The sequence below is a fragment of the Amycolatopsis umgeniensis genome (assembly GCF_014205155.1).
Classification (GTDB): Bacteria; Actinomycetota; Actinomycetes; order Mycobacteriales; family Pseudonocardiaceae; genus Amycolatopsis; species Amycolatopsis umgeniensis.
This window is the reverse complement of record NZ_JACHMX010000001.1, coordinates 6,710,935-6,731,951: the sequence shown is the minus strand read 5'-3', so window position 1 is coordinate 6,731,951 and position 21,017 is coordinate 6,710,935. Positions and strand designations below refer to the sequence as shown.

The 21,017-nt window shown below is 68.5% G+C and carries 23 protein-coding genes; 15 read left to right on the top strand and 8 right to left on the bottom strand.

The features are described 5' to 3' along the window. Positions 1-25: 25 nt before the first annotated feature. The 8 genes from HDA45_RS31425 to HDA45_RS31395 all read left to right on the top strand — a co-directional run bounded on the left by HDA45_RS31425 (position 26) and on the right by HDA45_RS31395 (position 7,172). A complete protein-coding gene (locus HDA45_RS31425; protein WP_184901440.1) occupies positions 26-1,720 on the top strand; it encodes a nitrite/sulfite reductase in 1,695 nt (564 codons plus the stop codon). Further along, positions 1,717-1,869 (top strand): eL43 family ribosomal protein, encoded by a 153-nt coding sequence (locus tag HDA45_RS42515; protein WP_276368387.1) that lies wholly within the window; start codon positions 1,717-1,719, stop codon positions 1,867-1,869. The genes HDA45_RS31425 and HDA45_RS42515 overlap by 4 nt, the downstream gene beginning before the upstream one ends. Then, positions 1,866-2,561 (top strand): phosphoadenylyl-sulfate reductase, encoded by a 696-nt coding sequence (locus HDA45_RS31420; protein WP_184901438.1) that lies wholly within the window; start codon positions 1,866-1,868, stop codon positions 2,559-2,561. Before HDA45_RS42515 ends, HDA45_RS31420 begins: the two co-directional genes overlap by 4 nt. A gap of 11 nt (positions 2,562-2,572) precedes the next feature. Next, positions 2,573-3,493 (top strand): sulfate adenylyltransferase subunit CysD, encoded by a 921-nt coding sequence (gene cysD, locus HDA45_RS31415; protein WP_184901436.1) that lies wholly within the window; start codon positions 2,573-2,575, stop codon positions 3,491-3,493. After that, a complete protein-coding gene (locus tag HDA45_RS31410; RefSeq protein ID WP_184901433.1) occupies positions 3,493-4,755 on the top strand; it encodes a sulfate adenylyltransferase subunit 1 in 1,263 nt (420 codons plus the stop codon). The genes cysD and HDA45_RS31410 overlap by 1 nt, the downstream gene beginning before the upstream one ends. Beyond that, positions 4,752-5,501, top strand: coding sequence for a sirohydrochlorin chelatase (locus HDA45_RS31405; RefSeq protein ID WP_184901430.1), 750 nt, complete (start codon positions 4,752-4,754; stop codon positions 5,499-5,501). The genes HDA45_RS31410 and HDA45_RS31405 overlap by 4 nt, the downstream gene beginning before the upstream one ends. A 194-nt stretch (positions 5,502-5,695) precedes the next feature. Beyond that, positions 5,696-6,319: a cyclase gene (locus tag HDA45_RS31400; RefSeq protein WP_184901428.1), complete on the top strand. Its 624-nt coding sequence runs from the start codon at positions 5,696-5,698 to the stop codon at positions 6,317-6,319. Positions 6,320-6,398: 79 nt separating this feature from the next. Further along, positions 6,399-7,172, top strand: a complete 774-nt coding sequence (locus HDA45_RS31395; protein ID WP_184901426.1) for an enoyl-CoA hydratase-related protein — start codon at positions 6,399-6,401, stop codon at positions 7,170-7,172. On the opposite strand, the gene HDA45_RS31390 is transcribed toward HDA45_RS31395, so the two are convergent. From HDA45_RS31390 to HDA45_RS31380, 3 genes are read right to left on the bottom strand one after another with little or no spacing between them, the layout of a single operon-like run. After that, complete coding sequence (locus HDA45_RS31390) at positions 7,169-7,513, bottom strand: barstar family protein (RefSeq protein WP_184901424.1); 345 nt, start codon at positions 7,511-7,513, stop codon at positions 7,169-7,171. The genes HDA45_RS31395 and HDA45_RS31390 overlap by 4 nt on opposite strands. Continuing rightward, positions 7,510-7,980, bottom strand: coding sequence for a guanyl-specific ribonuclease (locus tag HDA45_RS31385; RefSeq protein ID WP_184901422.1), 471 nt, complete (start codon positions 7,978-7,980; stop codon positions 7,510-7,512). Before HDA45_RS31385 ends, HDA45_RS31390 begins: the two co-directional genes overlap by 4 nt. Positions 7,981-7,991: 11 nt before the next feature. Next, the gene (locus HDA45_RS31380) at positions 7,992-8,195 is read right to left on the bottom strand and encodes a hypothetical protein (RefSeq protein WP_184901420.1); all 204 of its coding nucleotides are present in this window, start codon (positions 8,193-8,195) and stop codon (positions 7,992-7,994) included. A 58-nt stretch (positions 8,196-8,253) separates the two neighbouring features. On the opposite strand from HDA45_RS31380, the gene HDA45_RS31375 reads away from it, so the two are divergent. The 3 genes from HDA45_RS31375 (at position 8,254) to HDA45_RS31365 (ending at position 12,005) form a co-directional block, all read left to right on the top strand. Further along, positions 8,254-9,219 carry a zinc-binding dehydrogenase gene (locus HDA45_RS31375; RefSeq protein WP_184901418.1) on the top strand — a complete coding sequence of 322 codons (966 nt, stop codon included), beginning with the start codon at positions 8,254-8,256 and terminating at the stop codon, positions 9,217-9,219. 184 nt (positions 9,220-9,403) lie between these two features. Further along, on the top strand, positions 9,404-10,450 hold the full coding sequence (locus tag HDA45_RS31370; protein WP_184901416.1) for an alpha/beta hydrolase: 1,047 nt from the start codon (positions 9,404-9,406) through the stop codon (positions 10,448-10,450). A 79-nt stretch (positions 10,451-10,529) separates the two neighbouring features. Continuing rightward, positions 10,530-12,005 carry an amino acid permease gene (locus tag HDA45_RS31365; protein WP_184901414.1) on the top strand — a complete coding sequence of 492 codons (1,476 nt, stop codon included), beginning with the start codon at positions 10,530-10,532 and terminating at the stop codon, positions 12,003-12,005. On the opposite strand, the gene HDA45_RS31360 is transcribed toward HDA45_RS31365, so the two are convergent. Further along, the gene (locus tag HDA45_RS31360; RefSeq protein ID WP_184901411.1) at positions 11,980-13,029 is read right to left on the bottom strand and encodes a nitronate monooxygenase; all 1,050 of its coding nucleotides are present in this window, start codon (positions 13,027-13,029) and stop codon (positions 11,980-11,982) included. The genes HDA45_RS31365 and HDA45_RS31360 overlap by 26 nt on opposite strands. Before the next feature lie 152 nt (positions 13,030-13,181). On the opposite strand from HDA45_RS31360, the gene HDA45_RS31355 reads away from it, so the two are divergent. Together HDA45_RS31355 and HDA45_RS31350 are read left to right on the top strand one after the other, a co-directional pair. Then, complete coding sequence (locus tag HDA45_RS31355; RefSeq protein WP_184901409.1) at positions 13,182-14,945, top strand: family 20 glycosylhydrolase; 1,764 nt, start codon at positions 13,182-13,184, stop codon at positions 14,943-14,945. 57 nt (positions 14,946-15,002) lie between these two features. Continuing rightward, the gene (locus tag HDA45_RS31350) at positions 15,003-15,449 is read left to right on the top strand and encodes a pyridoxamine 5'-phosphate oxidase family protein (protein ID WP_184901407.1); all 447 of its coding nucleotides are present in this window, start codon (positions 15,003-15,005) and stop codon (positions 15,447-15,449) included. A gap of 49 nt (positions 15,450-15,498) precedes the next feature. Here the strand turns inward: HDA45_RS31350 and lepA are convergent, their stop codons facing one another. Further along, on the bottom strand, positions 15,499-17,337 hold the full coding sequence (gene lepA / locus HDA45_RS31345; RefSeq protein ID WP_184901405.1) for a translation elongation factor 4: 1,839 nt from the start codon (positions 17,335-17,337) through the stop codon (positions 15,499-15,501). Between the two features lie 113 nt (positions 17,338-17,450). Between lepA and HDA45_RS31340 the strand changes: the two genes are divergently transcribed. Then, on the top strand, positions 17,451-18,038 hold the full coding sequence (locus HDA45_RS31340; protein ID WP_184901403.1) for a class I SAM-dependent methyltransferase: 588 nt from the start codon (positions 17,451-17,453) through the stop codon (positions 18,036-18,038). On the opposite strand, the gene HDA45_RS31335 is transcribed toward HDA45_RS31340, so the two are convergent. Together HDA45_RS31335 and HDA45_RS31330 are read right to left on the bottom strand one after the other, a co-directional pair. Further along, on the bottom strand, positions 18,035-18,409 hold the full coding sequence (locus HDA45_RS31335; protein ID WP_184901401.1) for a VOC family protein: 375 nt from the start codon (positions 18,407-18,409) through the stop codon (positions 18,035-18,037). The two genes, HDA45_RS31340 and HDA45_RS31335, sit on opposite strands and share 4 nt — an antisense overlap. 23 nt (positions 18,410-18,432) lie before the next feature. Beyond that, positions 18,433-19,338, bottom strand: a complete 906-nt coding sequence (locus HDA45_RS31330; RefSeq protein WP_184901399.1) for an EamA family transporter — start codon at positions 19,336-19,338, stop codon at positions 18,433-18,435. A gap of 331 nt (positions 19,339-19,669) precedes the next feature. On the opposite strand from HDA45_RS31330, the gene rpsT reads away from it, so the two are divergent. Further along, positions 19,670-19,930 (top strand): 30S ribosomal protein S20, encoded by a 261-nt coding sequence (rpsT, locus tag HDA45_RS31325; protein WP_037310642.1) that lies wholly within the window; start codon positions 19,670-19,672, stop codon positions 19,928-19,930. A 51-nt stretch (positions 19,931-19,981) separates the two neighbouring features. Here the strand turns inward: rpsT and holA are convergent, their stop codons facing one another. Further along, positions 19,982-20,965 (bottom strand): DNA polymerase III subunit delta, encoded by a 984-nt coding sequence (holA, locus tag HDA45_RS31320; protein WP_184901397.1) that lies wholly within the window; start codon positions 20,963-20,965, stop codon positions 19,982-19,984. Between the last annotated feature and the right edge of the window lie 52 nt (positions 20,966-21,017).

Here is a 21,017-nt window from a genome sequence, read left to right as displayed (position 1 = left end):
CACCACGATCTGCCGGAGGACTCCCATGTCGTCGCCCACGCGCGAGACCCCTGCCCGCACGCCCCGGGTCAAACAGAAACGCGGCGAGGGGCAGTGGGCGTTGGGGTACCGCGAGCCACTGAACCCCAACGAGCGGTCCAAGAAGGACGACAACCCGCTCAACGTGCGCGCGCGGATCGAGAACATCTACGCCCACCGCGGGTTCGACTCGATCGACCCCGGCGACCTCCGCGGCCGGTTCCGCTGGTTCGGTCTCTACACCCAGCGCAAACCGGGCATCGACGGCGGCCGCACCGCCACGCTGGAGCCCGAGGAGCTCGACGACCGCTACTTCATGCTGCGGGTCCGGCTCGACGGCGGCGCGCTGACCACGGATCAGCTCGCCGTGCTCGCCGAGATCTCGCAGACCCACGCGCGCGACACCGCCGACATCACCGACCGGCAGAACATCCAGTACCACTGGATCCAGGTCGAGGACGTCCCGACGATCTGGGCCAAACTGGAGAAGGCCGGGATGACCACGATGGAGGCCTGCGGCGACAGCCCGCGCGTCATCCTCGGCTCCCCCGTCGCCGGTATCGCCGCGGACGAGGTCATCGACGGCACCCCCGCGATCGACGAGATCAAGCGCCGCTACATCGGCGACCCCCGCTACTCGAACCTGCCGCGCAAGTTCAAGACCGCGATCTCGGGCCAGCAGGACGTCGCCCACGAGATCCACGACATCGCCTTCGTCGGCGTGGACCACCCGGAGCACGGGCCCGGTTTCGACCTGTGGGTCGGTGGCGGCCTGTCCACCAACCCGATGATCGGCCAGCGGCTCGGCGCCTGGGTCCCGCTCGACGAGGTCCCCGACGTCTGGGAAGGCGTGATCAGCGTCTTCCGCGACTACGGCTACCGGCGCCTGCGCGCCCGCGCCCGCATCAAGTTCCTGGTGAAGGACTGGGGCGCCGCGAAGTTCCGCCATGTGCTCGAGGACGAGTACCTCGAGAGGAAGCTGACCGACGGCCCGGCGCCCGAGGTGCCCGCCACCCAGATCGACCACGTCGGCGTGCACCCGCAGACCGACGGCAAGTTCTACGTCGGCGCCGCGCCGATCGCGGGCCGGGTGTCCGGCGCCACCCTGCTGGCGGTCGCGAAGGCCGCCGAACGCGCCGGGTCGAACCGTGTCCGCCTCACCCCGCAACAGAAACTCGTGATCCTCGACGTCCCCGAGGCCGAGGTGAGCGGGCTGAAGACCGAACTGGCCGACCTGGGCCTGCAGACCGAGCCGTCGCCGTGGCGGCGCGGGATCATGGCCTGCACCGGCCTGGAGTTCTGCAAACTCGCCATCGTCGAGACGAAGGCGCGCGCGATCGAACTGGTCACCGAACTGGAGAAGCGTCTCGCCGACATCCAGGCGGAGATCGAGAACCCGGTGACCGTGCACCTCAACGGCTGCCCCAACTCCTGCGCCCGGATCCAGACCGCCGACATCGGGCTCAAGGGCCAGATCGTCACCAACGCGGACGGCAAGCAGGTCGAGGGCTTCCAGGTCCACCTCGGCGGCGGCCTCGGCCTGGACGCCGGATTCGGCCGGAAACTGCGCGGGCACAAGGTGACAGCGACGGAGCTGACCGCGTACGTCGAGCGGGTCGTGCGGGCGTACATCGCCGGCCGCGAACCCGGCGAGCGGTTCGCCCCATGGGTCACGCGGGCCGAAGAAAGCGTCCTGCAGTGACCGAGCGTGCGACGCCGTACCACTGCCCTTTCTGTGGCGATGAAGACCTGCGGCCGGAAGAGGGCGGCTCCTGGCTGTGCTCGGGCTGCCGCCGGGTCTTCACCGTGAAGTTCCTCGGACTGTCCTTTCCGGAGGTGTCACCAGGATGACCGCCACTGCCGACTACAAGACCCTCGCCGAACGGGCCTCGAAAGAGCTCGCGGAGGCGACCGCGACCGAGGCCCTGCGCTGGACCGCGGAGACCTTCGGCGACGACTTCATCGTCGCGTCGAACATGCAGGACGCCGTCCTCATCGATCTGGCCACCCAGGTCAAACCCGACGTCGACGTGCTGTTCCTGCAGACCGGCTACCACTTCCCGGAGACCATCGGCACCCGTGACGCGGTGCAGGCGGTCTACCCCGGCGTGCGGATCGTCAACGCGCAGGCCGCGCAGAGCGTCGCCGAACAGGACGCGGAGTACGGCCCGAAACTGCACGAACGCGACCCGAACCAGTGCTGCCAGCTGCGCAAGGTCGTGCCGCTGCGGAACACGCTCGCGAAGTACTCGGCGTGGGTGACCGGCGTCCGCCGCGTCGACGCGCCGACCCGCGCGAACACCCCGATCGTCACCTGGGACGACCGCAACGGGCTGGTGAAGATCAACCCGATCGCGCCGTGGTCGGACGACGAGTTCAACGGCTACATCAGCGAACACGGGATCCTCGAGAACCCGTTGGTGTCCATCGGTTATCTGTCGATCGGCTGCGCGCCGTGCACCGCGAAGGTCGCCCCGGGTCAGGACCCGCGCAGCGGCCGGTGGGCCGGGCAGGGCAAGACCGAGTGCGGCCTGCACGGGTGAGAAGGGACGACATGACCACGCTCGAACCGGCGACGGACGCCGCGCAGGACAACCTGGCGGCGCTGGAATCCGAGGCCATCCACATCTTCCGCGAGGTGGCGGGCGAGTTCGACCGGCCGGTGATCCTGTTCTCCGGCGGCAAGGACTCGACACTCCTGCTGCATCTGGCGATCAAGGCGTTCTGGCCCGCGCCGGTGCCGTTCCCGTTGCTGCACGTGGACACCGGGCACAACCTCGACGAGGTCATCGACTTCCGCGACCGGGTGGTCGAGCAGCACGGGCTGCGGCTGCTCGTGGCGAAGGTGCAGGACTGGATCGACGACGGCAGGCTCGAGGAGCGCGCCGACGGGATGCGCAACCCGTTGCAGACCACTCCGCTGCTCGACACGATCGCCGAGAACAAGTTCGACGCGGTCTTCGGCGGCGGGCGCCGCGACGAGGAGCGCGCCCGAGCCAAGGAGCGGATCTTCAGTCTCCGCAACGCTTTCGGCCAGTGGGAACCGCGTCGGCAGCGCCCCGAGCTGTGGAACCTCTACAACGGCCGTCACCGCCCCGGCGAGCAGGTCCGCGTCTTCCCGCTGTCCAACTGGACCGAGGCGGACGTCTGGAACTACATCGCGCGGGAGAAGGTCGAGCTGCCGTCGATCTACTACGCGCACCGGCGCGAGGTCTACCAGCGCGACGGCATGTGGCTGACCGAAGGCCCCTGGGGCGGGCCGCGGCCGGGCGAGGTCGTCAAGGAACTCACGGTGCGCTACCGGACCGTCGGCGACGGTTCGTGCACCGGCGCCATCGAATCGACCGCCGCCACGGTGGACGAGGTCATCGCCGAGGTCTCGGCCTCCCGGCTCACCGAACGCGGCGCCACCCGCGCCGACGACCGGATGTCGGAGGCGGCGATGGAAGACCGCAAGCGGGAAGGGTACTTCTGATGTCCAGCCTCCTCAGGCTCGCGACCGCGGGCAGTGTGGACGACGGGAAGTCGACCCTGGTCGGGCGGCTCCTGTACGACACCAAATCCGTTCTCGCCGACCAGCTGGACGCGGTCACCCGCGCCAGTGTCGACAAAGGACTGTCCACTCCGGACTTGTCGCTGCTCGTGGACGGCCTGCGCTCGGAACGCGAGCAAGGCATCACGATCGATGTCGCGTACCGGTACTTCGCGACGCCGAGGCGCAGCTTCGTGCTCGCGGACACCCCTGGACACGTGCAGTACACGCGGAACACGGTGACCGGGGCGTCCACCGCGCAGCTGGCCGTCCTGCTGGTCGACGCGCGCAAGGGCGTCATCGAGCAGACCCGCCGTCACGCCGCGGTGCTCGCGCTGCTGGGCGTCCCGCATCTGGTGCTGGCGGTGAACAAGATCGATCTCGTCGACTACGACGAGGCGACTTTCGCCGTGATCGCCGAGGAGTTCGCCGAGCACGCCGCGTCCTTGGGCTACGAGCGGGGTTCCGTGCTCGCGGTGCCGGTTTCGGCGCTCGAGGGCGACAACGTGGCGGAGAAATCGGACAAGACCCCGTGGTACTCCGGCCCGACCCTGCTGGAGCATCTGGAAACCGTGCCCGTGGCGCCGGATCCGCACGATTCGGCGTTCCGCTTCCCGGTGCAGTACGTGATCCGGCCGCGTACGGCCGACCATCCCGACTACCGGGGTTACGCGGGGCAGATCGCGGCGGGCACCGTCCGGCCGGGCGACGAGATCGTCGTGCTCCCGCAAGGCCTCCGTAGCCGGGTTGAGGGCATCGACACCGCCGACGGACCGCTCTCCGAGGCCGGGGCGGGCACCTCGGTGACCTTGTTGCTCACGGACGACCTCGACATCTCTCGGGGTGATCTGATCGCCGCCGCCGACAGGCAGCCGACGGTGACCGACGAGATCACCGCGACCTTGTGCTGGCTTTCGGCCAAGGCGCTCAAACCGGGCGCCCGGGTGCTGGTGAAGCACGGCACGCGGACGGTGCAGGCCCTCGTCGGCGAACTCCACGCCCGCTTCGACGAGCAGACGTTGTCCAGTGTGGACGATCCGGCCACCTTGGAGCTCAACGACATCGGCCGGGTCACGCTGAGGCTGGCCGAAGAGATCGGCGTGGACGACTACGGCGTGAGCCCGCGAACGGGTGCTTTCCTGGTCATCGACCCGAAGGACGGCGACACCCTCGCCGCCGGACTCGTCGGCGAAAGGTTCGCATGACCCCAAGCCTCACTCCGCCACTGGTCGCCGTCGCCCACGGCAGCCGCGATCCGCGGTCCGCCGCGACGATCCGCGCGCTGCTCGACGTCTCCCGCGGGCTGGCACCGGGCCTCGACATCCGGGAGTCCTTTTTGGACCTCTCGGAGCCGTTGCTCACCGAAACCCTGCGCGGCCTCTACGCCGAGGGGCATCGCGAGGTCGTCGTGGTGCCGCTGTTGCTCGGCGTGGCCTATCACGCCCGGGTCGACCTGCCCGCGCTCGTCGCCGAGGTGACCGCGGACTGCCCCGGCCTCGAAGTGCGGGTTTCCGGGGTGCTGGGCATCGACCCGCTCATCGAGACGGTCGCGCTGGACAGGCTCACCGAGGCGGGTGCCGATCTCGGCGACCCGGACTTGGGTGTCCTGCTGGCGGGCGTCGGCTCGTCGAATGTCGCGGCGAACGACGCGGTCGCCGGGATCACCACCCGCTGGCAACTGCGTCGCGGGTTGCTCGCGACACCGGCCTTCGCGAGCGCCGCTCAGCCGGACGTGCCCGCCGCCATCGCGCGGTTGCGGCTCAACGGGGCCCGGCGGCTCGCGGTCGCGGGCTGGTTCCTCGCGCCGGGTCTGCTGCCGGACCGGATCGCGCGCCTTGCCCGCGAAGCCGACCCGTCCGTGATCGTCGCCGGTCCGCTGGGACCGGATCCGCGGATCGCCGGGCTCGTCCTGGAACGCTACGACGTCGCCGCCTCCCGGCTCGCCGCCTGATCATTCATCGGCACGGTAGAGCGACTCGTCCCGTTCGGGCGCTTGATGCCGATCTTCGGAGGGTCTTGTTCCCAGTTCCGTGACGCCTCGCGTATGGGAACGGAGAATTCTTGACGAGTTACTTAACTTGCCGGTAACTCTCTAAACGCTGCGCAGCTCCCTTTCTCCCCATCGAACCCCCAGGTAGGTGGAACATGAAGGCTGCCATCCGTGCCCTCGTCTGCGCTTCGGGCGTCCTCGTCCCGCTCATCGGTCTCGCCGCCCCGGCCTCGGCGGCGACCACCGTCGTCTTCGACTGCGAGGCGAAGCCGCCGCTCGTCGGCAACAAGTACCTCAAGCTGAACCAGGACGCCGACGTCACCGCGCCGGCCACGGTCGCGCCCGGCGCCGCCCTCGACATCGTCATCGACCCGGCGGCCAACACCGTCCCGGCCGAGGTCAGCGGATACAAGGTCAAGAACATCAAGGACTTCTCCCTGAAGATCCCGATCCCGGCGAACTCGACCTGGGTGGGCGCCGAGCTCACCGGCGGCTCCGGCATCGGCTCGACCCCGCCGAAGATCACCGTCTCGGGCAGCGTCGCGACGCTGAGCTTCCCCGGTCCGATCGCGGGCGGGTCGACGTTCGAACTGCCGACCGTGACCGCGCATCTCACCGCGGGTTCGTCCGGCACGATCGAGACGAAACTGGGCGGCTCCAGCTACGCCGACCCGGGCCTGACCTTCACCGCGGTGGTCAGCGCCGGCTTCGACGTCTCGGCGCCGACGTCGTGCTTCCCGAACCCGAGCCCCACCTTCACCACGACGACGATCGGCTGAGCTGCGGCCTGCGCCACCCTCGGAACTGGGTGGCGCAGGCCACTGCCCGGCCCGACTTCGGCCGTGCGAAGGTGTGGCCATGGCTGACGAACTGGTGCACTACGACGTGGTGGGCGGCACCGCCACGATCACCTTGGACTCCCCGCACAACCGCAACGCGCTCTCCGCCCAGCTGCGGCGCGAGCTGAGCGAGTCGCTGGACAAGGCGCGGGCGGACGACGCGGTACGGGTCATCGTGCTCACCCACACCGGCCCGGTGTTCTGCGCCGGGATGGACCTCAAGGAGGCTCGCGGCGCCGGTGCGGGCAACCAGGGCGTCAACGAGTTCCCGAAGATCCTCGACCAGCTGTGGACCAGCCCCAAACCCGTGGTGGCGAAGCTGGCGGGCCCCGCGCGAGCGGGCGGCATCGGCATGGTGGCCGCGACCGACATCGCCGTCGCCGTGCACGAAGCGACGTTCGCCTTCTCCGAGGTACGGATCGGGGTCGTACCCGCCGTCATCTCGCTCACCGTGTTGCCTCGGCTCAACGCCCGTGCCGCGCACGAACTGTTCCTGACCGGAGACACATTCGACGCGAAGCGCGCCGTCGAGATCGGCCTGCTGAACTCGGCCGTCGCGGCCGACGAGCTCGACGGCGAGGTCGCCCGTTACGTCAAGGCTCTCGCCCTCGGTGGGCCGAAGGCTCTCGCCGCGACGAAGGAACTGCTCAGCAAGCCTCGTCCGGCGACCCCCGGCGAAGGCTTCGAGGCCATGAACAAGCTGTCCGCCGGGTTCTTCGCGAGCGAAGAAGGACAGGAGGGCATCACGGCCTTCGCGCAGAAGCGCAAGCCGAACTGGGTTCCGGAAGCCTAATCCGGCAGGACCACGGTGAGGCGCCGGGAATCCGAGCGGTCCCCGCTCGGCCCCAGCGCCCGCTGTGCGTCCGAGAGCACGCTCCGGACGGCCAGATACGCCTTCGGATCGCGCTCCCTGAGTGCCGACGAACCGGCCCAGATCAGCACGTGCTCCCCCGAGGGGAGCCAAGACAGGTCGGTGAGGCAGTCGTAGAGCGCGTCGAGGTTCTTCCCGAAGTAGTCGGGGAACGACAGCGCCTCCGCGATCGCGTCGAGTGTGGAGGCCTTGTCGACCGTCCGGCCGCCGTCGATCAGATGCGGATGCGCACCCCTCGCGAAGGCCTTCTCCGCCTCGTTCATCGGTCGGTGTCCACTACGACGAAGGACTTGTAGTGGTCCTCGGTGTAGTACAGCTCCTTGCCGGTGCCGGTCACCAGCCGCCTCGCCCCGCGATCCGGGCTGCCCGGCGTCTTGACCGTGTATTCCCGGTAGTAGCCGGATGCCTTGGCGGGCAAGACCTTCTCCCGGTTTTGGAAGAGGACGTCGTCGTTGCGCGGATACGGGTACGGCCCGCCCGCCTTGATGAGTCCCCAGGTCTCGGAAGCCTGCGGGGGCAGCCCCGTGAGCGGTTTGACCGGGAGACCGGACTCCTCGCCCGCGACCTTGCCCTTGGCCGCACCCGACGGTTTGGTCTGAGCCGACGAACTCGCCGGGGCCGAAGTGCTCTTCGAATCGTCACCGCTGATGCCGTCCTTGACGAACCAGCCGGCGAGCACCAGCACGATCAGGCCGATCAGGGCGGCGGTGATCCGCCTACGGTTGAACATGGTGTGCCAGCTTAGGAGGGCCGGTCGGGGTCGTTCGCATCGCGGGCCGCGCCGAAGAGCCGGGCGACCTTGCCGAAGAGCGAGTCGAGCACCCAGGCCGCGACCAGGCACAGCGGCACCACGACCGCCATGACCAGCACGAATTGCACGGGAAACGGGGCCTGCGCGAGCCACAGCTCGACGCCGTCCCACCAGTCTGCAAGCCCGTTGAACACTTTGTGAGCCTACGCTCGCGCCCCTGCCACCGCCGGTCAGGCCATGTAAGTTGCTGGAATGTTCGCCGTTTACGCTTCCGAACCCAACGCCGAAAAGCCGCTGGACTCGCTCGTGATCGGCGAGCGACCCGAGCCCGAAGTGCCCGCAGGCTGGGTGCGGGTCAACATCAAGGCCGCCAGCCTCAACATGCACGACCTCTGGACGCTGCGCGGTGTCGGCATCAAACCCGAGCAGTTCCCGATGATCCTCGGCTGCGACGGGGCGGGCACCCTCGACGACGGCACCGAGGTCGTCCTCCACTCGGTGATCAACGCCCCGGGCTGGCAGGGCGACGACACTCTCGACCCGAAGCGCACCCTGCTCACCGAGAAGCACCAAGGCACCTTCGCCGAACAGGTCGTGGTCCCGGCGCGCAATGTCGTGCCGAAACCGGCGAGCCTGAGCTTCGCGGAAGCCGCGACCATGGGCACGGCGTGGCTGACCGCGTACCGGATGCTGTTCGTGAAGTCCGGGTTGCGGCCGGGACAGACGATGCTGGTCCAAGGCGCCTCCGGGGGCGTTTCGACCGCCCTCGTGCAGCTCGGGCGTGCGGCCGGATTCAGGGTTTGGGTCACTGGGCGTAGCGAAGAGAAACGCGCGCTGGCCGAGAATCTGGGCGCACATCAGACCTTTGAGTCCGGCGCGCGACTGCCGGAGCGGGTCGACGCGGTCTTCGAGACCGTCGGGAAGGCGACCTGGTCCCACTCGGTGAAGTCGCTCAAACCGGGCGGCATCATCGTCGTCTCGGGATCGACCAGCGGTCCGGATGCTCACGCGGAGTTGCAGCGCGTGTTCTTTCTGCAACTGCGTATCGCGGGTTCCACGATGGGGACCAGGGACGAGCTGACCGATCTCCTCGCCTATTTGGAGCTCACGGGCGTCCGTCCGCAGATCGGTGCCGAATTACCGTTCGCGGATGCCGAAACCGGGTTTGAAAACATGCTCGCCGGGGAAACTTCAGGGAAGGTCGTCTTCGCGCATTGATCGGAGGGGTGCGGTCTTCCCCCTCGCCGCGATCCAGCGCGCACATTCGCGCACGTCCGCGCGTTCCACGCAGGTCAAGCAGTCATTTCGCGGTCTTGTCAAGTGTCAAGAACGTTATGACTCAGCGAGCTTTTCCCGACCAAAGTTCGACCAAAATCCGACCTCTCGCGGTTAGCCTGGAGAGATGACCGCATCGCAGCGGCCCGAACCGGCGGACCCGGGGGGCCGGAACACCACCGACACCGACCCGATCCGCGTCTCCTTCCGACGCTACGCCGGTGTCCGCACCAGAGTGCTCGAAGTCGGGCCGCAGCCGGTGGAATCCACCGACCGCGCGCCTCGGCGGGTGCTCGGCAAGCGGACCACCTCGCGCGGGCACGCCAAGCCGACGGCACCGAGGCTGGTGCTGCTGCACGGCTACTGCGACAGCGCCGATACCTGGCGCCCGGTTCTCGAACTGCTGGCGGCCGCCGGTGTCCCGGCGGTCGCGGTCGACCTGCCCGGGTTCGGTGACGCTCAGCCACTCCGGCCGGGCCCGATGCTCCCGCAGCTGGACGCGTTCACCGCGGCCGTGATCAAGGAGCAGGCCGTACTCGGCACGGTGGTGCTCGCCGGAAACTCGCTCGGCGGCACGATGAGCCTGCGTGCCGCCGAGAACCACCGGCTGCCGGTCTCGGGTGTGGTGTCGATCGCCGCTCCCGGTTTCGTGGACAGCTGGCTCATCCGCACCGTGGCCCGCTACCCGCTGCCGCTGCGGATGTACTCGGCCCTGCCGCTGCCGATCCCCGGATTCCTCGTGCGCGCCGTCGCCGAGCAGGTCGTCCCCCGGCTGCTGTACGCCAACGCCACCGCCGCGGACGCCGACCAGGTACGCCGGTTCACGTCGCTGTTCCCGGACTACCGCTCCACCACGACGCGGCTGGAGCAGGCGAGGCAACTCGTCGAGGAACTCACGAACGCGTACCGGCTCGAAGAGGTCCGCATCCCGCTCCTGGTGGTCGTCTGCGGCAAGGACAAGCTGGTCAGCGCCGCCTCCGGACGGCAGCTGCACGCGCTGGTCCCGCACAGCAGGTTGATGGTGCGCGAGGACTGGGGTCACTGCCCGCAGCTGGACGACCCCGTCGAGATCTCGGAGCTGCTGACCTACTTCTCCGCCAGCGCGTCGAGGCCGTCGAAGATCGCCGCCGCTCGCGTGGCCGCCGAAGTGAGCGAGGACACCGTCGCCGGATAGGTGCGGTGCCCCGTCTCCCGCTACGGTGCCCTTCGGACTGTGACCCGGTCCGAAAGTCACAACCTGTTGGGAGACGACGATGTCCGCACCGCGCAGCCTGGGCTCGGGATCCGGGGTATTCCGCCGCAAACCGATCGAGCAGATCCAAGAACTCAGTGACGGCGGCGGGCTCCAACGCACGCTGGGCCTGCGTCAGCTGACCGCGATCGGGGTCGGCGGCATCATCGGCGCGGGGATCTTCTCCCTGGCCGGCGCGGTCGCGAACAAGACGGCGGGTCCCGCCGTGCTCATCTCGTTCCTCATCGCGGGTATCGCCAGCGCCGCCGCCGCGTTCTCCTACGCCGAGTTCGCCGGGCTGATCCCCCGGGCCGGATCCGCCTACACCTACGGCTACACGGTGCTGGGCGAGATCGTCGGCTGGTTCATCGGCTGGGACCTGCTGCTGGAGTACACCGCGATCGTGGCGGTGGTCGCGATCGGCATCTCCGGCTACTTCAACGAGCTGCTGGGATACCTCAACATCGATCTCCCGACGTGGATGCTGGGCGCTCCCGGCACCGAAAAGGGAGGGGTGGAACCAGGGTCCTACAAGATCAACCTGTTCGCCGTCCTGCTGTGCCTCCTGATCGCCTTCATCCTCAACCAGGGCATGAAGAACGCGGCCCGGTTCGAGACGCTGCTGGTCTACCTGAAGGTCGGCCTGGTCCTGCTGGTGATCGTCGTCGGTGTCTTCCACATCAACACCGACAACTACTCGAACTTCTTCCCGTTCGGCCTCAGCGGCGCGTTCACCGGCGCGGCGACGGTGTTCTTCGCGGTCTTCGGCTACGACGCCATGTCCACCGCGGCCGAGGAATCGACCGACTCCCAGAAGCACATGCCGAAGGCGATCATCTACTCGCTCGCCATCTCGATGGTGCTCTACGTGCTGGCCTGCCTGGTCCTGACCGGGATGGTCAACTACAAGGACATCGACAGCGAAGCCGCGTTCTCCAGCGCCTTCGCCGGTATCGGGATGAAGTGGCTCGGCCTGATCATCGCGGTCGGCGCGATCATCGGTATCACCACCGTGCTGTTCACCTTCCTCATGGGCGCGAGCCGGGTCGGCTACTCGATGAGCCGCGACGGCCTGCTGCCCAAGTGGTTCGGCAAGACCCACCCGGTGCGCAAGGTGCCGAACCGGATGACCTGGGTGCTCGGCGGCGCGTCGGCGCTCATCGCCGGGCTGCTGCCCATCGGTGAGGCGGCCGAGCTGACGAACATCGGCATCCTGCTCGCGTTCGTCGTCGTCTGTGTCGCGGTGATCGTGCTGCGGTACAAGCAGCCGGACCTGCCGCGGAGCTTCAAGACGCCCGGTATGCCGATCGTGCCGATCATCGGCATCGTCTTCTCGATCTGGCTGATCACGTTCCTGAACCCGGAAACCTGGCTGCGGTTCGCGGCCTGGTTCGGCATCGGCCTGATCATCTACTTCGCCTACAGCCGCCGTCACTCCGCGATGAACGTGAACAACGGCGACACGAAGCAGGTCAGCGGAGACGACTCAAACGCGTAGCGGCTTCGCGGGCTTCGGTTCGGAGGCGTTCGACGATCGACGCCGCCGACCCGGAGCCCGCGAGCTCGTAGGTCTGCCCCGCGTAGAGGGACATCACTTCCGGATCCCCCGCCTTCCCCGCCGCCGCGCGGATCGGTTTGGTCAGGTTGTTGACCTCCGGATACGCCGACGGCGCCGTGGCCGAGAAGTCCTCGACCGCGCGGTTGACCAGGGAACGGGCGGGACGGCCGCTGAACGCCCTGGTGAACGCCGTCGGCCTTCCCGCGTCGGCGAGCGCCTGGCGGTGCGCGGGCTGCGTCCCGGCTTCGTCCGCACACAGGAACGCGGTGCCCAGTTGCGCCGCGACGGCACCCGCCGCCAGCACCGCGGCGATGTCGGCACCGTGCACGAGCCCACCTGTCGCGACGAGCGGCAAGTCCGTCCGCGCCGAGACCAGGCGAAGCAGGCTGAGCACGCCGTACTGCGCTCCCCCGCCTTCGGCTCGAGGCTCGTCAGCGAAGAGCCCTCGATGCGCCCCGGCTTCGAATCCCTGGACCACCAGCGCGTCCGCGCCGATCGCCACGGCCTGATCGGCCTCCGCCGGGCTGGTGACCGTGACCGCCACCTTGCTCCCGTTGGCGTGCAGGCGTTCGACGTCCTCGGTTGAGGGCGTGCCGAAGGTGAAGGAAACGACCGGCACCTTCCGCTCCAGCACGACCTCGAGCTTCGCGGTGTAGGCGTCGTCATCCCAGCGCGGTTCTCCGGGCTCGACGCCGTAGCGTTCGGCCTCCGCGCGCCAGCGCTCGATGTGGCCGCCGAGATCCGCCTCGGCCGCGTCACCCGGGACGAACAGGTTCACGCCGAACGGTTCGCCGGTGAGTTCGGCCGTCTTCGCGATCCGGTCCGCCAAGGCATCGGCGCTCAGATAGCCCCCGGCGAGGAAGCCGAATCCGCCCGCCACGGTCACCGCGGCCACGAGCTCGGGAGTGGTCGGCCCGCCCGCCATCGGGGCCGCGATCACGGGAAAACGCAGATCTGCGAACACGATTCCGACGATAGTCCTCTCATGACGACACGGAATGTGACCTTCGAGTCACTCCAAGGTTCCTTCTTGGTGGTCTAGACCTTTACCGCCGAAAATGCGACGATCTGACCAGTCGTGACGCGGGTCACGTCTCCACTCCCCAGGAGGCCCTGGTGAAGACCTTGAGAGTGCGGCTGGGCCGCGCCGTCGTCGGAGTGGCGCTGTTCGCCGGCGCCACCACCGCAGCCGCCCCCGTCGCCGACGCGGCCACCCCACCGCTGCAGGCGATCGTCCCGGTCCCGGTCTCGGCCCAAGCGGTCACCGGCGCCGACTACGCCCTGACCGCGAACACCAAGATCTACACGCAGGCAGGTTCGGCACCGGCCAAGGCGGTCGGCGACTACCTCGCCGGGGTCTTCCGCACGTCCACCGGCTTCGCCCTGCCCGTCTCCGACGCGCCGTCGGGCACGCCCGCCGACGGCATCTCGCTCCTGCTGTCCGGCGCCGACACGCGCGTCGGCGACCAGGGTTACCAACTGAACTCGACGTCCGCTTCGGTCATCCTGCGCGCGACGACGGCCCAAGGCCTCTTCGGCGGCGTACAGACACTCCGACAGCTGCTGCCCGGCAAGATCGAGAGCCCCACGGTGCAGCAAGGCCCCTGGACGATCCCCGGCGCCAACATCCTGGACTACCCGCGCTTCGGCTACCGCGGCGCGATGCTCGACGTCGCCCGGCACTTCCACCCGGTCGCGACCGTCAAGCGGTACATCGACCAGCTCGCGCAGTACAAAATCAACAACCTGCACCTGCACCTGGCCGACGACCAGGGCTGGCGCATCCAGATCGACAGCTGGCCGCGGTTGGCCACCTACGGCGGCAGCACCCAGGTCGGCGGCGGCGCCGGCGGCTATTACACCAAGGCGCAGTACACCGAAATCGTGAACTACGCGGCCTCGCGGTTCATCACGGTCATCCCTGAGATCGACATGCCCGGCCACACCAACGCCGCCCAGGCGTCGTACGCCGAGCTGAACTGCAACAACACCGCTCCCCCGCTGCGCACCGACACCGCGGTCGGCTACAGCTCGCTCTGCATCTCGAAGGAACTCACCTACACCTTCGTCAACGACGTGATCCGCGAGGTCGCCGCGCTGACGCCCGGGCCCTACTTCCACCTCGGCGGTGACGAGGCCCAGGCCACCAGCGACGCGGACTACCGCACCTTCATGAATCGCGTGCTGCCGATGGTGGCCGCCGCGGGCAAGCAGGTCGTCGGCTGGCACGAGATCGGCAAGGCCACGCTGCCCGCCACGGCGACCCCGCAGTTCTGGGGCACGACGACGTCCAGCACGGAGGTCTCGAACGCCGTCGCCCGCGGCAGCAAGGTGATCCTGTCACCGGCGAACAAGGCGTACCTGGACATGAAGTACAACTCCAGCACGCCGATCGGGCTGTCGTGGGCGGGCTACATCGAGGTCCAGGACGCCTACAACTGGAACCCGGGCGCCTACCTCTCCGGTGTGCCCGAATCCGCCGTCCGCGGCGTCGAATCCCCGCTGTGGACGGAAACCGTGGTGACCCCGGCGAACATCGACTACCTCGCCTTCCCGAGGCTCCCGGCGCACGCCGAGCTCGGCTGGTCGCCGTGGGCGACGCACGACTGGAACGTCTTCCGAGTCCGCCTCGGCGCGCAGGCCCCGCGTTGGCAGGCGCAGGGAATCAACTACTACGCGTCGAGCCAGGTGCCCTGGGAGACCGGATCCGGCAACCCCGGCACCTGCACGCTCCCCGCGTGGGACCGCGCTTCGGTCTACACCGGCGGAGCGACCGTCTCCCACAACGGGCACAAATGGGCGGCGCAGTGGTGGACGCAAGGCGAAGAGCCCGGCAGCACCGGCCAGTGGGGTGTCTGGCGCGACAACGGCACCTGCTGACCGCTTCCGTGCGTCCGCTCGGCCCCTCCACCGGGCCGGGCGGGCTACGGTGGATCCATGGCCGCAGACCTCGAACTCGTCCGCACTCTTTCCTTGCGCGAAAACGGACTCGCGACCGTCTCGACGGTCCGCGCGGACGGCACCGTGCATTCGTCGGTGGTGAACGCCGGCGTGATCGAAGACCCGGTCACGAAGGCACCGGGGATCGGTTTCGTCGCGATGGGCGGGGTGAAGAAACTCGACCTGTTCCGCCGCGCGGGCCACGCCACGATCACCTTCCGCCGCGGCTGGGAATGGGCGGCGGTCCAGGGCACCGTCCACCTCATCGGCCCGGACGACCCGGATCCGGACTTCGATCCGGCCGGGCTCCCCGGATTGCTGCGTGAGGTCTTCATCGCGGCCACCGGAACCCACGACGACTGGGACGAGTACGACCGCGCGATGGCCGCAGAACGCCGCGTCGCGGTCTTCGTCACCGCGAACCGCGTCAGCGGGAATCGCTGACACGAAAGGCCGCCCGATAGCGCTTCGGGCGGCCTTTCGTGAGTATCGCCTACTTCTTCTTACCGTTGTCCTCAGTGGACAGTGCGGCGACGAAGGCCTCCTGCGGGACCTCGACCCGGCCGACGGTCTTCATCCGCTTCTTGCCTTCCTTCTGCTTTTCCAGCAGCTTGCGCTTACGCGAGATGTCACCGCCGTAACACTTCGCGAGCACGTCCTTGCGGATCGCGCGAATGGTCTCGCGGGCGATGATCCTGGCACCGATGGCCGCCTGGATCGGCACCTCGAAGTTCTGCCGCGGGATCAGCTCGCGAAGCCGGTTCACCATGCGGTTGCCGTAGTTGTAGGCGTCGTCCTTGTGCACGATCGCGGAGAACGCGTCGACGCCCTCGCCCTGCAGCAGGATGTCCACCTTGACCAGGTCCGCCGCCTGCGAACCGGCCTCTTCGTAGTCCAGCGACGCGTAGCCGCGCGTGCGCGACTTCAGCGTGTCGAAGAAGTCGAAGATGATCTCACCCAGCGGCATGTTGTACCGCAGTTCGACGCGATCCTCGGACAGGTAGTCCATGCCGAGCAGCTGTCCGCGCTTGTTCTGGCACAGCTCCATGATCGTGCCGATGAACTCCGACGGCGCCAGGACGCTCACCTTGCTTACCGGCTCGAGCACCTTGTCGATCTTGTTCCCGGTCGGCCAGTCCGAGGGGTTGGTGACGTGGATTTCCTTGCCGTCGTCCTGCACGATGTCGTACACCACGTTCGGCGCGGTGGAGATCAGGTCGAGGCCGAACTCGCGCTCCAGCCGGTCCCGGGTGATCTCCAGGTGCAGCAGGCCGAGGAAGCCACAGCGGAACCCGAAGCCGAGCGCCACCGAGGTCTCGGGCTCGTAGTCCAGCGCGGCGTCGTTGAGCTGGAGCTTGTCCAGGGCCTCGCGCAGCTCGGGGTAGTCCGAACCGTCCACCGGGTACAACCCCGAGTAGACCATCGGCTTCGGCTCCCGGTACCCCGCGAGGGCCTCCTTCGCGCCGTTGCGCTCGGAGGTCACGGTGTCACCGACCTTGGACTGACGGACGTCCTTCACCCCGGTGATCAGGTAGCCGACCTCGCCGACGCCCAGCCCCTTGCTGGCCTTGGGCTCCGGCGAGATGATCCCGACTTCCAGCAGCTCGTGCGTGGCACCGGTGGACATCATCTTGATCCGCTCGCGCGGGGTGATCTTGCCGTCCACGACCCTGATGTAGGTCACAACGCCCCGGTACGTGTCGTACACCGAGTCGAAGATCATCGCCCGCGCCGGAGCGTCCGCGTCACCCTGCGGTGCGGGCACCTGCTTCACGACGGCGTCGAGAAGGTCTCCGACTCCGACACCGGTCTTCGCGGACACACGCAGCACGTCGGACGGCTCGCAGCCGATGATGTGCGCGATCTCGGCGGCGTACTTGTCCGGATCCGCGGACGGCAGGTCGATCTTGTTGAGCACCGGGATGATCTGGAGGTTGTTCTCCAGCGCGAGGTACAGGTTCGCGAGGGTCTGCGCCTCGATCCCTTGCGCGGCGTCGACCAGCAGTACCGCCCCTTCACACGCTTCGAGCGCGCGGGAGACCTCGTAGGTGAAGTCGACGTGGCCGGGGGTGTCGATCATGTGCAGGACGTGGTCCTGACCGTCGACCTTCCAGGGCAGGCGCACGTTCTGCGCCTTGATGGTGATCCCGCGTTCCCGCTCGATGTCCATGCGGTCGAGGTACTGCGCACGCATGGCCCGTTCCTCGACCACACCGGTGAGCTGCAGCATCCGGTCGGCCAGGGTCGACTTGCCGTGGTCGATGTGCGCGATGATGCAGAAGTTCCGGATGAGCTCCGGGGGCGTGAAGGTCGTGTCGGCGAACGTCGTCAACGGGTTTCCTCGCGAAGGTCGGGGTGTGCCACCTCTATGCTCCCATGCCGCTCCGGGTGCGAGTGGGGGTCATCCCCGATGCGGCCCGTGGCGTGCTGTGGTGCCCTCGAAGTATGAGTAATTCACTGACCCAAATCCTCGACAAGACGTTCGGCCATCCCAGGGGACTGCTCGGCCGGTTCGGTGGCCTGGCGATGGCGCACGGCAACGCTGCCACCGAACTCCGCATCGTCGAACTGGCGTCGATCGAGTCGGGCGAAACCACCCTGGTCGTGGGCCCCGGACCTGGTGTCGGCTTGCAGGCCGTGGCCGAACGCGCGGGCCGCGCGATCGGCGTCGACCCGTCCCCGGAGATGCTCGCCCGCTCCCGCCGCCGATGCGGCGACAAGGTGGAGCTGCGGAGCGGCGCCGCGGACTCCACCGGCGAGCCGGACGAGAGCGTCGACGTGGTCCTGAGCGTCAACAACGTGCAGCTCTGGGAGGACCGGCCTGCCGGGTTCGCCGAGCTGTTCCGCGTGCTGCGACCGGGCGGCAGGCTGCTGTTGTCATCGCACGAGAAGTGGCTGCCGGTCTCCCGCCACGAACTGGCCGACGAAGCGGCCGCCGCCGGCTTCACCGACCTGCAGACGTGGACCTGGGACCCGCCGGGCTTCGGCGCCTCCCTCGCCGCTCAGCTGCGCGCGGTCAAACCCCTGGCTTAACGCGGGTCGGTGCGCAACGGATGCTCACGCGGCACCTCGACCAGCACGATCCTGGTGCCGTCCGGGTCGGCGATCCACGCTTCGTCCAGGCCCCACGGCTCACGGCGTGCTCCGCGGACCAGGTCCAAACCCTTCGCGGCGAGTTCCTCGAGCGCCGCGGGCAGGTCCCGGACCTGGAGCCACAACGCGACGTCGGGGGTCGGACCGGTCTTCCCGGTCCCGACGATCTCGATCGACCCGTTCCCGGCGAAGAACACCGTCCCGCCGGGGAACTCCTTGTCGATCGCCAGGCCCAGGGTGTCCCGATAGAACGCCGTCGACACGTCGAAGTCCTTCGGGTGGATCAGCACCCTGCTGCTCAGCACGTCCATGGCTCAATCCCTACCGGATGGGCTCAGGCCATCGCAATCGCGGCGATGCCCGCCAGCACCACCATGGACCCGAGCAGCCTGCGGACGGCGTTCGCCTCCCTCAGGATCAACCAGGCCGCGAGGCCACCCAGGACGATGCTCAGCTCCCGCGCGGGTGCGACGAGGCTCACTGGAGCGATCTGAAGGGCGAAGAGGACCAGCAGGTACGCGACCGGCGAGAGCAGGCCGACGATGAGGACTTCGCGCTTGTGCTCGCGCCAGAGCCACGAGACCTCTTCACGGTCCTTCAGCGCGTACGGCGTCATAAGCAGGCTCTGCACGATCGCGCCGGTTCCGAAATAGACGATCGGCGGGACACCGAGACCGGTGACCGAATGGGCGTCCCACAGCGTGTAGGCGGCGATCGTGAGCCCGGTCAGCAGCCCGTACGCCACGCCCTTGCGTCGAGCGGCGTGATCCGCGGCGTCGGCGTGGGCGGGCGCTCGTCCGGTCCCGATGACCAGCACCCCGGCGACCACGAGGAACGCGCCCGCCAGGCCGAGCGGCCCCGGTCGCTCGCCGAGCAGCACGACGGCCGCGAGCACCGAGATCAGCGGCCCGGTTCCGCGGGCGAGGGGGTACACGACGGACAGATCACCGACGGCGTAACCCCGCTGGAGGACCACCCCGTAGGTGACGTGGAACACCGCGGTGACCGCGGCGGCGAGCAGCCACGTCCACTGTGGACGCTGCGGCTCCACGATCAGTGAGACCGCGATGACGGGGACGAACAAGATCGCCGAGAAGCTGTAGTAAGCCCAGACGAACCGGGCTCCGCCACGGCGGATCCGCTTGGCGGCGAGGTTCCAGCCCGCGTGAATGACGGCGGCGACGATGACGAGGGACAGGGCGGTGGCGTTCACTACGGACCTTTCACGTTTTCCGCGCATGCGGAAAACCCGGTCCTCCAGGCTTTTGTCCCGTCAGATGAACGGCGGGGCTTCCGGCGCCGCCGATGGTGCCGCTCGGACCTGTCCCACCCGCCCTGATTGTGTTTTTCGCTGAACAGGCAGGCGGCGGAACCCTAGGCACTACGCTCCCGACCGTACCGCAAGAGCCCTCCGGAGGCGGCCGGGATCCGCTCCGAGACGGCTGTTAAGCTGATCCTTCACCGCCGTGTGGCATTCCGTCATGGAGGAAACCCGCGCCGCTTTCACGAGCGCGCAGGGCCAGTCACAGCGCGGCGGTGAAACCACCGAGAGATTCAAGAGGAGCGCCCCCGTGGCCAACATCAAGTCGCAGATCAAGCGCATCACCACCAACGAGAAGGCGCGTCAGCGCAACCAGGCGATCCGGTCCTCGGTGAAGACCGCGATCCGCAAGTTCCGCGAGGCCGCCGACTCCGGCGACAAGGCCAAGGCCCTGGAGCTGCAGAAGGACGCGGCCAAGAAGCTGGACAAGGCCGTGACCAAGGGCGTTCTCCACGCCAACCAGGCCGCCAACAAGAAGTCCGCGCTCGCGAAGCGCGCGAACTCTCTCTGATCGGCTTTTCGAAGGCCCCGTCGACTCGCGTCGGCGGGGCCTTCGCCATGTTCAGTGACTGGTGCCGTGGGCGTCCACGACCTCGAGCACGGCGCGTTCCAACGCGTACTCGGGGTCGGCCGCGGCACCTTTGACCTCGGCGTTGAGCCGGGCGACGATCCGCATCGCGGTGGCGAGACCGTCCTGCCCCCAGCCACGCGACTGCCCCTGTGCCTTGCGCACCTTCCACGGCGGCATCCCCAGCTCGCCCGCCATCTGGTTCGGGTTCCCCCGGCCCGCGCCGGACACCCGCGCGATCGTCCGGACGGCGTCGGCGAGAGCGTCCGCGACCAGCACGTGCGGAACGCCCAGCTGCATCGCCCAGCGCAGTGACTCCAGCGCCGCAGCCTTGTCGCCGGCGACGGCCTTCTCGGCGACGGCGAACCCGTTCACATCCGCGCGGCCCCGGTGGTAGCGGCGGACCGCCTGTTCGTCGACAGTTCCCCCGGCATCCGCGACGAGTTGGGTCGCGGCCGACGACAACTCCCGCAGATCCGAGCCGACGGCGTCGATCAGCGCGAGCACGGCCGCACCGTCGATCTTTCCGCCGACCCGCCGGACCTCGTTGCGGACGAAGGATTCCCGCTCGGCGGCCTTGGTCAGCTTCGGGCACTCGACGACCTCGGCCCCGGCCTTCTTCAGCGCACCGGGAAGCGCCTTCGCCGCCTTGCTCCGGCCACCTCCGCTGTGCACGACAACGAGCACGATGCCTTCGGCGGGCGCCTTGACGTAGGCCATCACCCCGTCGGAGAGCTCCTGCGAGATGTCGTGCGCGGACTCGAGGACGATCACCCTGCCCTCGGCGAACAGGGAGGGGCTGACCATCTCCGCGAGCGCCGGCACTGTGAGGTCCGACACCCGGATCCGGGTGAGATCCGCCGTCGGGTCGGCCGCTTTGGCCGCGTCCGAAGCGCCGCGGACCGCGCGTTCGATCAGCAGCTCTTCCTCACCGAGAACCAGGACCAGCGGCGATGGGGCGGAAGCTTGCGTCGTCACGGACACGATCCTGCCATTCGTCCTCTCGTGTGCTTTGTCCGGTGATGTGTTC

Excerpts from the sequence above, each read along its gene's own strand:
- HDA45_RS31400 (WP_184901428.1), top strand. The coding sequence starts at position 5,696 with ATGAAGGCTGCCATCCGTGCCCTCGTCTGCGCTTCGGGCGTCCTCGTC.
- HDA45_RS31330 (WP_184901399.1), bottom strand. The coding sequence starts at position 19,338 with ATGCGCGGAAAACGTGAAAGGTCCGTAGTGAACGCCACCGCCCTGTCC.
- cysD (WP_184901436.1), top strand. The coding sequence starts at position 2,573 with ATGACCACGCTCGAACCGGCGACGGACGCCGCGCAGGACAACCTGGCG.
- HDA45_RS31390 (WP_184901424.1), bottom strand. The coding sequence starts at position 7,513 with ATGAACGAGGCGGAGAAGGCCTTCGCGAGGGGTGCGCATCCGCATCTG.
- HDA45_RS31370 (WP_184901416.1), top strand. The coding sequence starts at position 9,404 with ATGACCGCATCGCAGCGGCCCGAACCGGCGGACCCGGGGGGCCGGAAC.
- HDA45_RS31365 (WP_184901414.1), top strand. The coding sequence starts at position 10,530 with ATGTCCGCACCGCGCAGCCTGGGCTCGGGATCCGGGGTATTCCGCCGC.
- HDA45_RS31425 (WP_184901440.1), top strand. The coding sequence starts at position 26 with ATGTCGTCGCCCACGCGCGAGACCCCTGCCCGCACGCCCCGGGTCAAA.
- HDA45_RS31335 (WP_184901401.1), bottom strand. The coding sequence starts at position 18,409 with ATGGACGTGCTGAGCAGCAGGGTGCTGATCCACCCGAAGGACTTCGAC.
- HDA45_RS31395 (WP_184901426.1), top strand. The coding sequence starts at position 6,399 with ATGGCTGACGAACTGGTGCACTACGACGTGGTGGGCGGCACCGCCACG.
- HDA45_RS31385 (WP_184901422.1), bottom strand. The coding sequence starts at position 7,980 with ATGTTCAACCGTAGGCGGATCACCGCCGCCCTGATCGGCCTGATCGTG.
- HDA45_RS31375 (WP_184901418.1), top strand. The coding sequence starts at position 8,254 with ATGTTCGCCGTTTACGCTTCCGAACCCAACGCCGAAAAGCCGCTGGAC.
- HDA45_RS31340 (WP_184901403.1), top strand. The coding sequence starts at position 17,451 with ATGAGTAATTCACTGACCCAAATCCTCGACAAGACGTTCGGCCATCCC.
- HDA45_RS31410 (WP_184901433.1), top strand. The coding sequence starts at position 3,493 with ATGTCCAGCCTCCTCAGGCTCGCGACCGCGGGCAGTGTGGACGACGGG.
- HDA45_RS31405 (WP_184901430.1), top strand. The coding sequence starts at position 4,752 with ATGACCCCAAGCCTCACTCCGCCACTGGTCGCCGTCGCCCACGGCAGC.
- HDA45_RS31350 (WP_184901407.1), top strand. The coding sequence starts at position 15,003 with ATGGCCGCAGACCTCGAACTCGTCCGCACTCTTTCCTTGCGCGAAAAC.
- HDA45_RS31420 (WP_184901438.1), top strand. The coding sequence starts at position 1,866 with ATGACCGCCACTGCCGACTACAAGACCCTCGCCGAACGGGCCTCGAAA.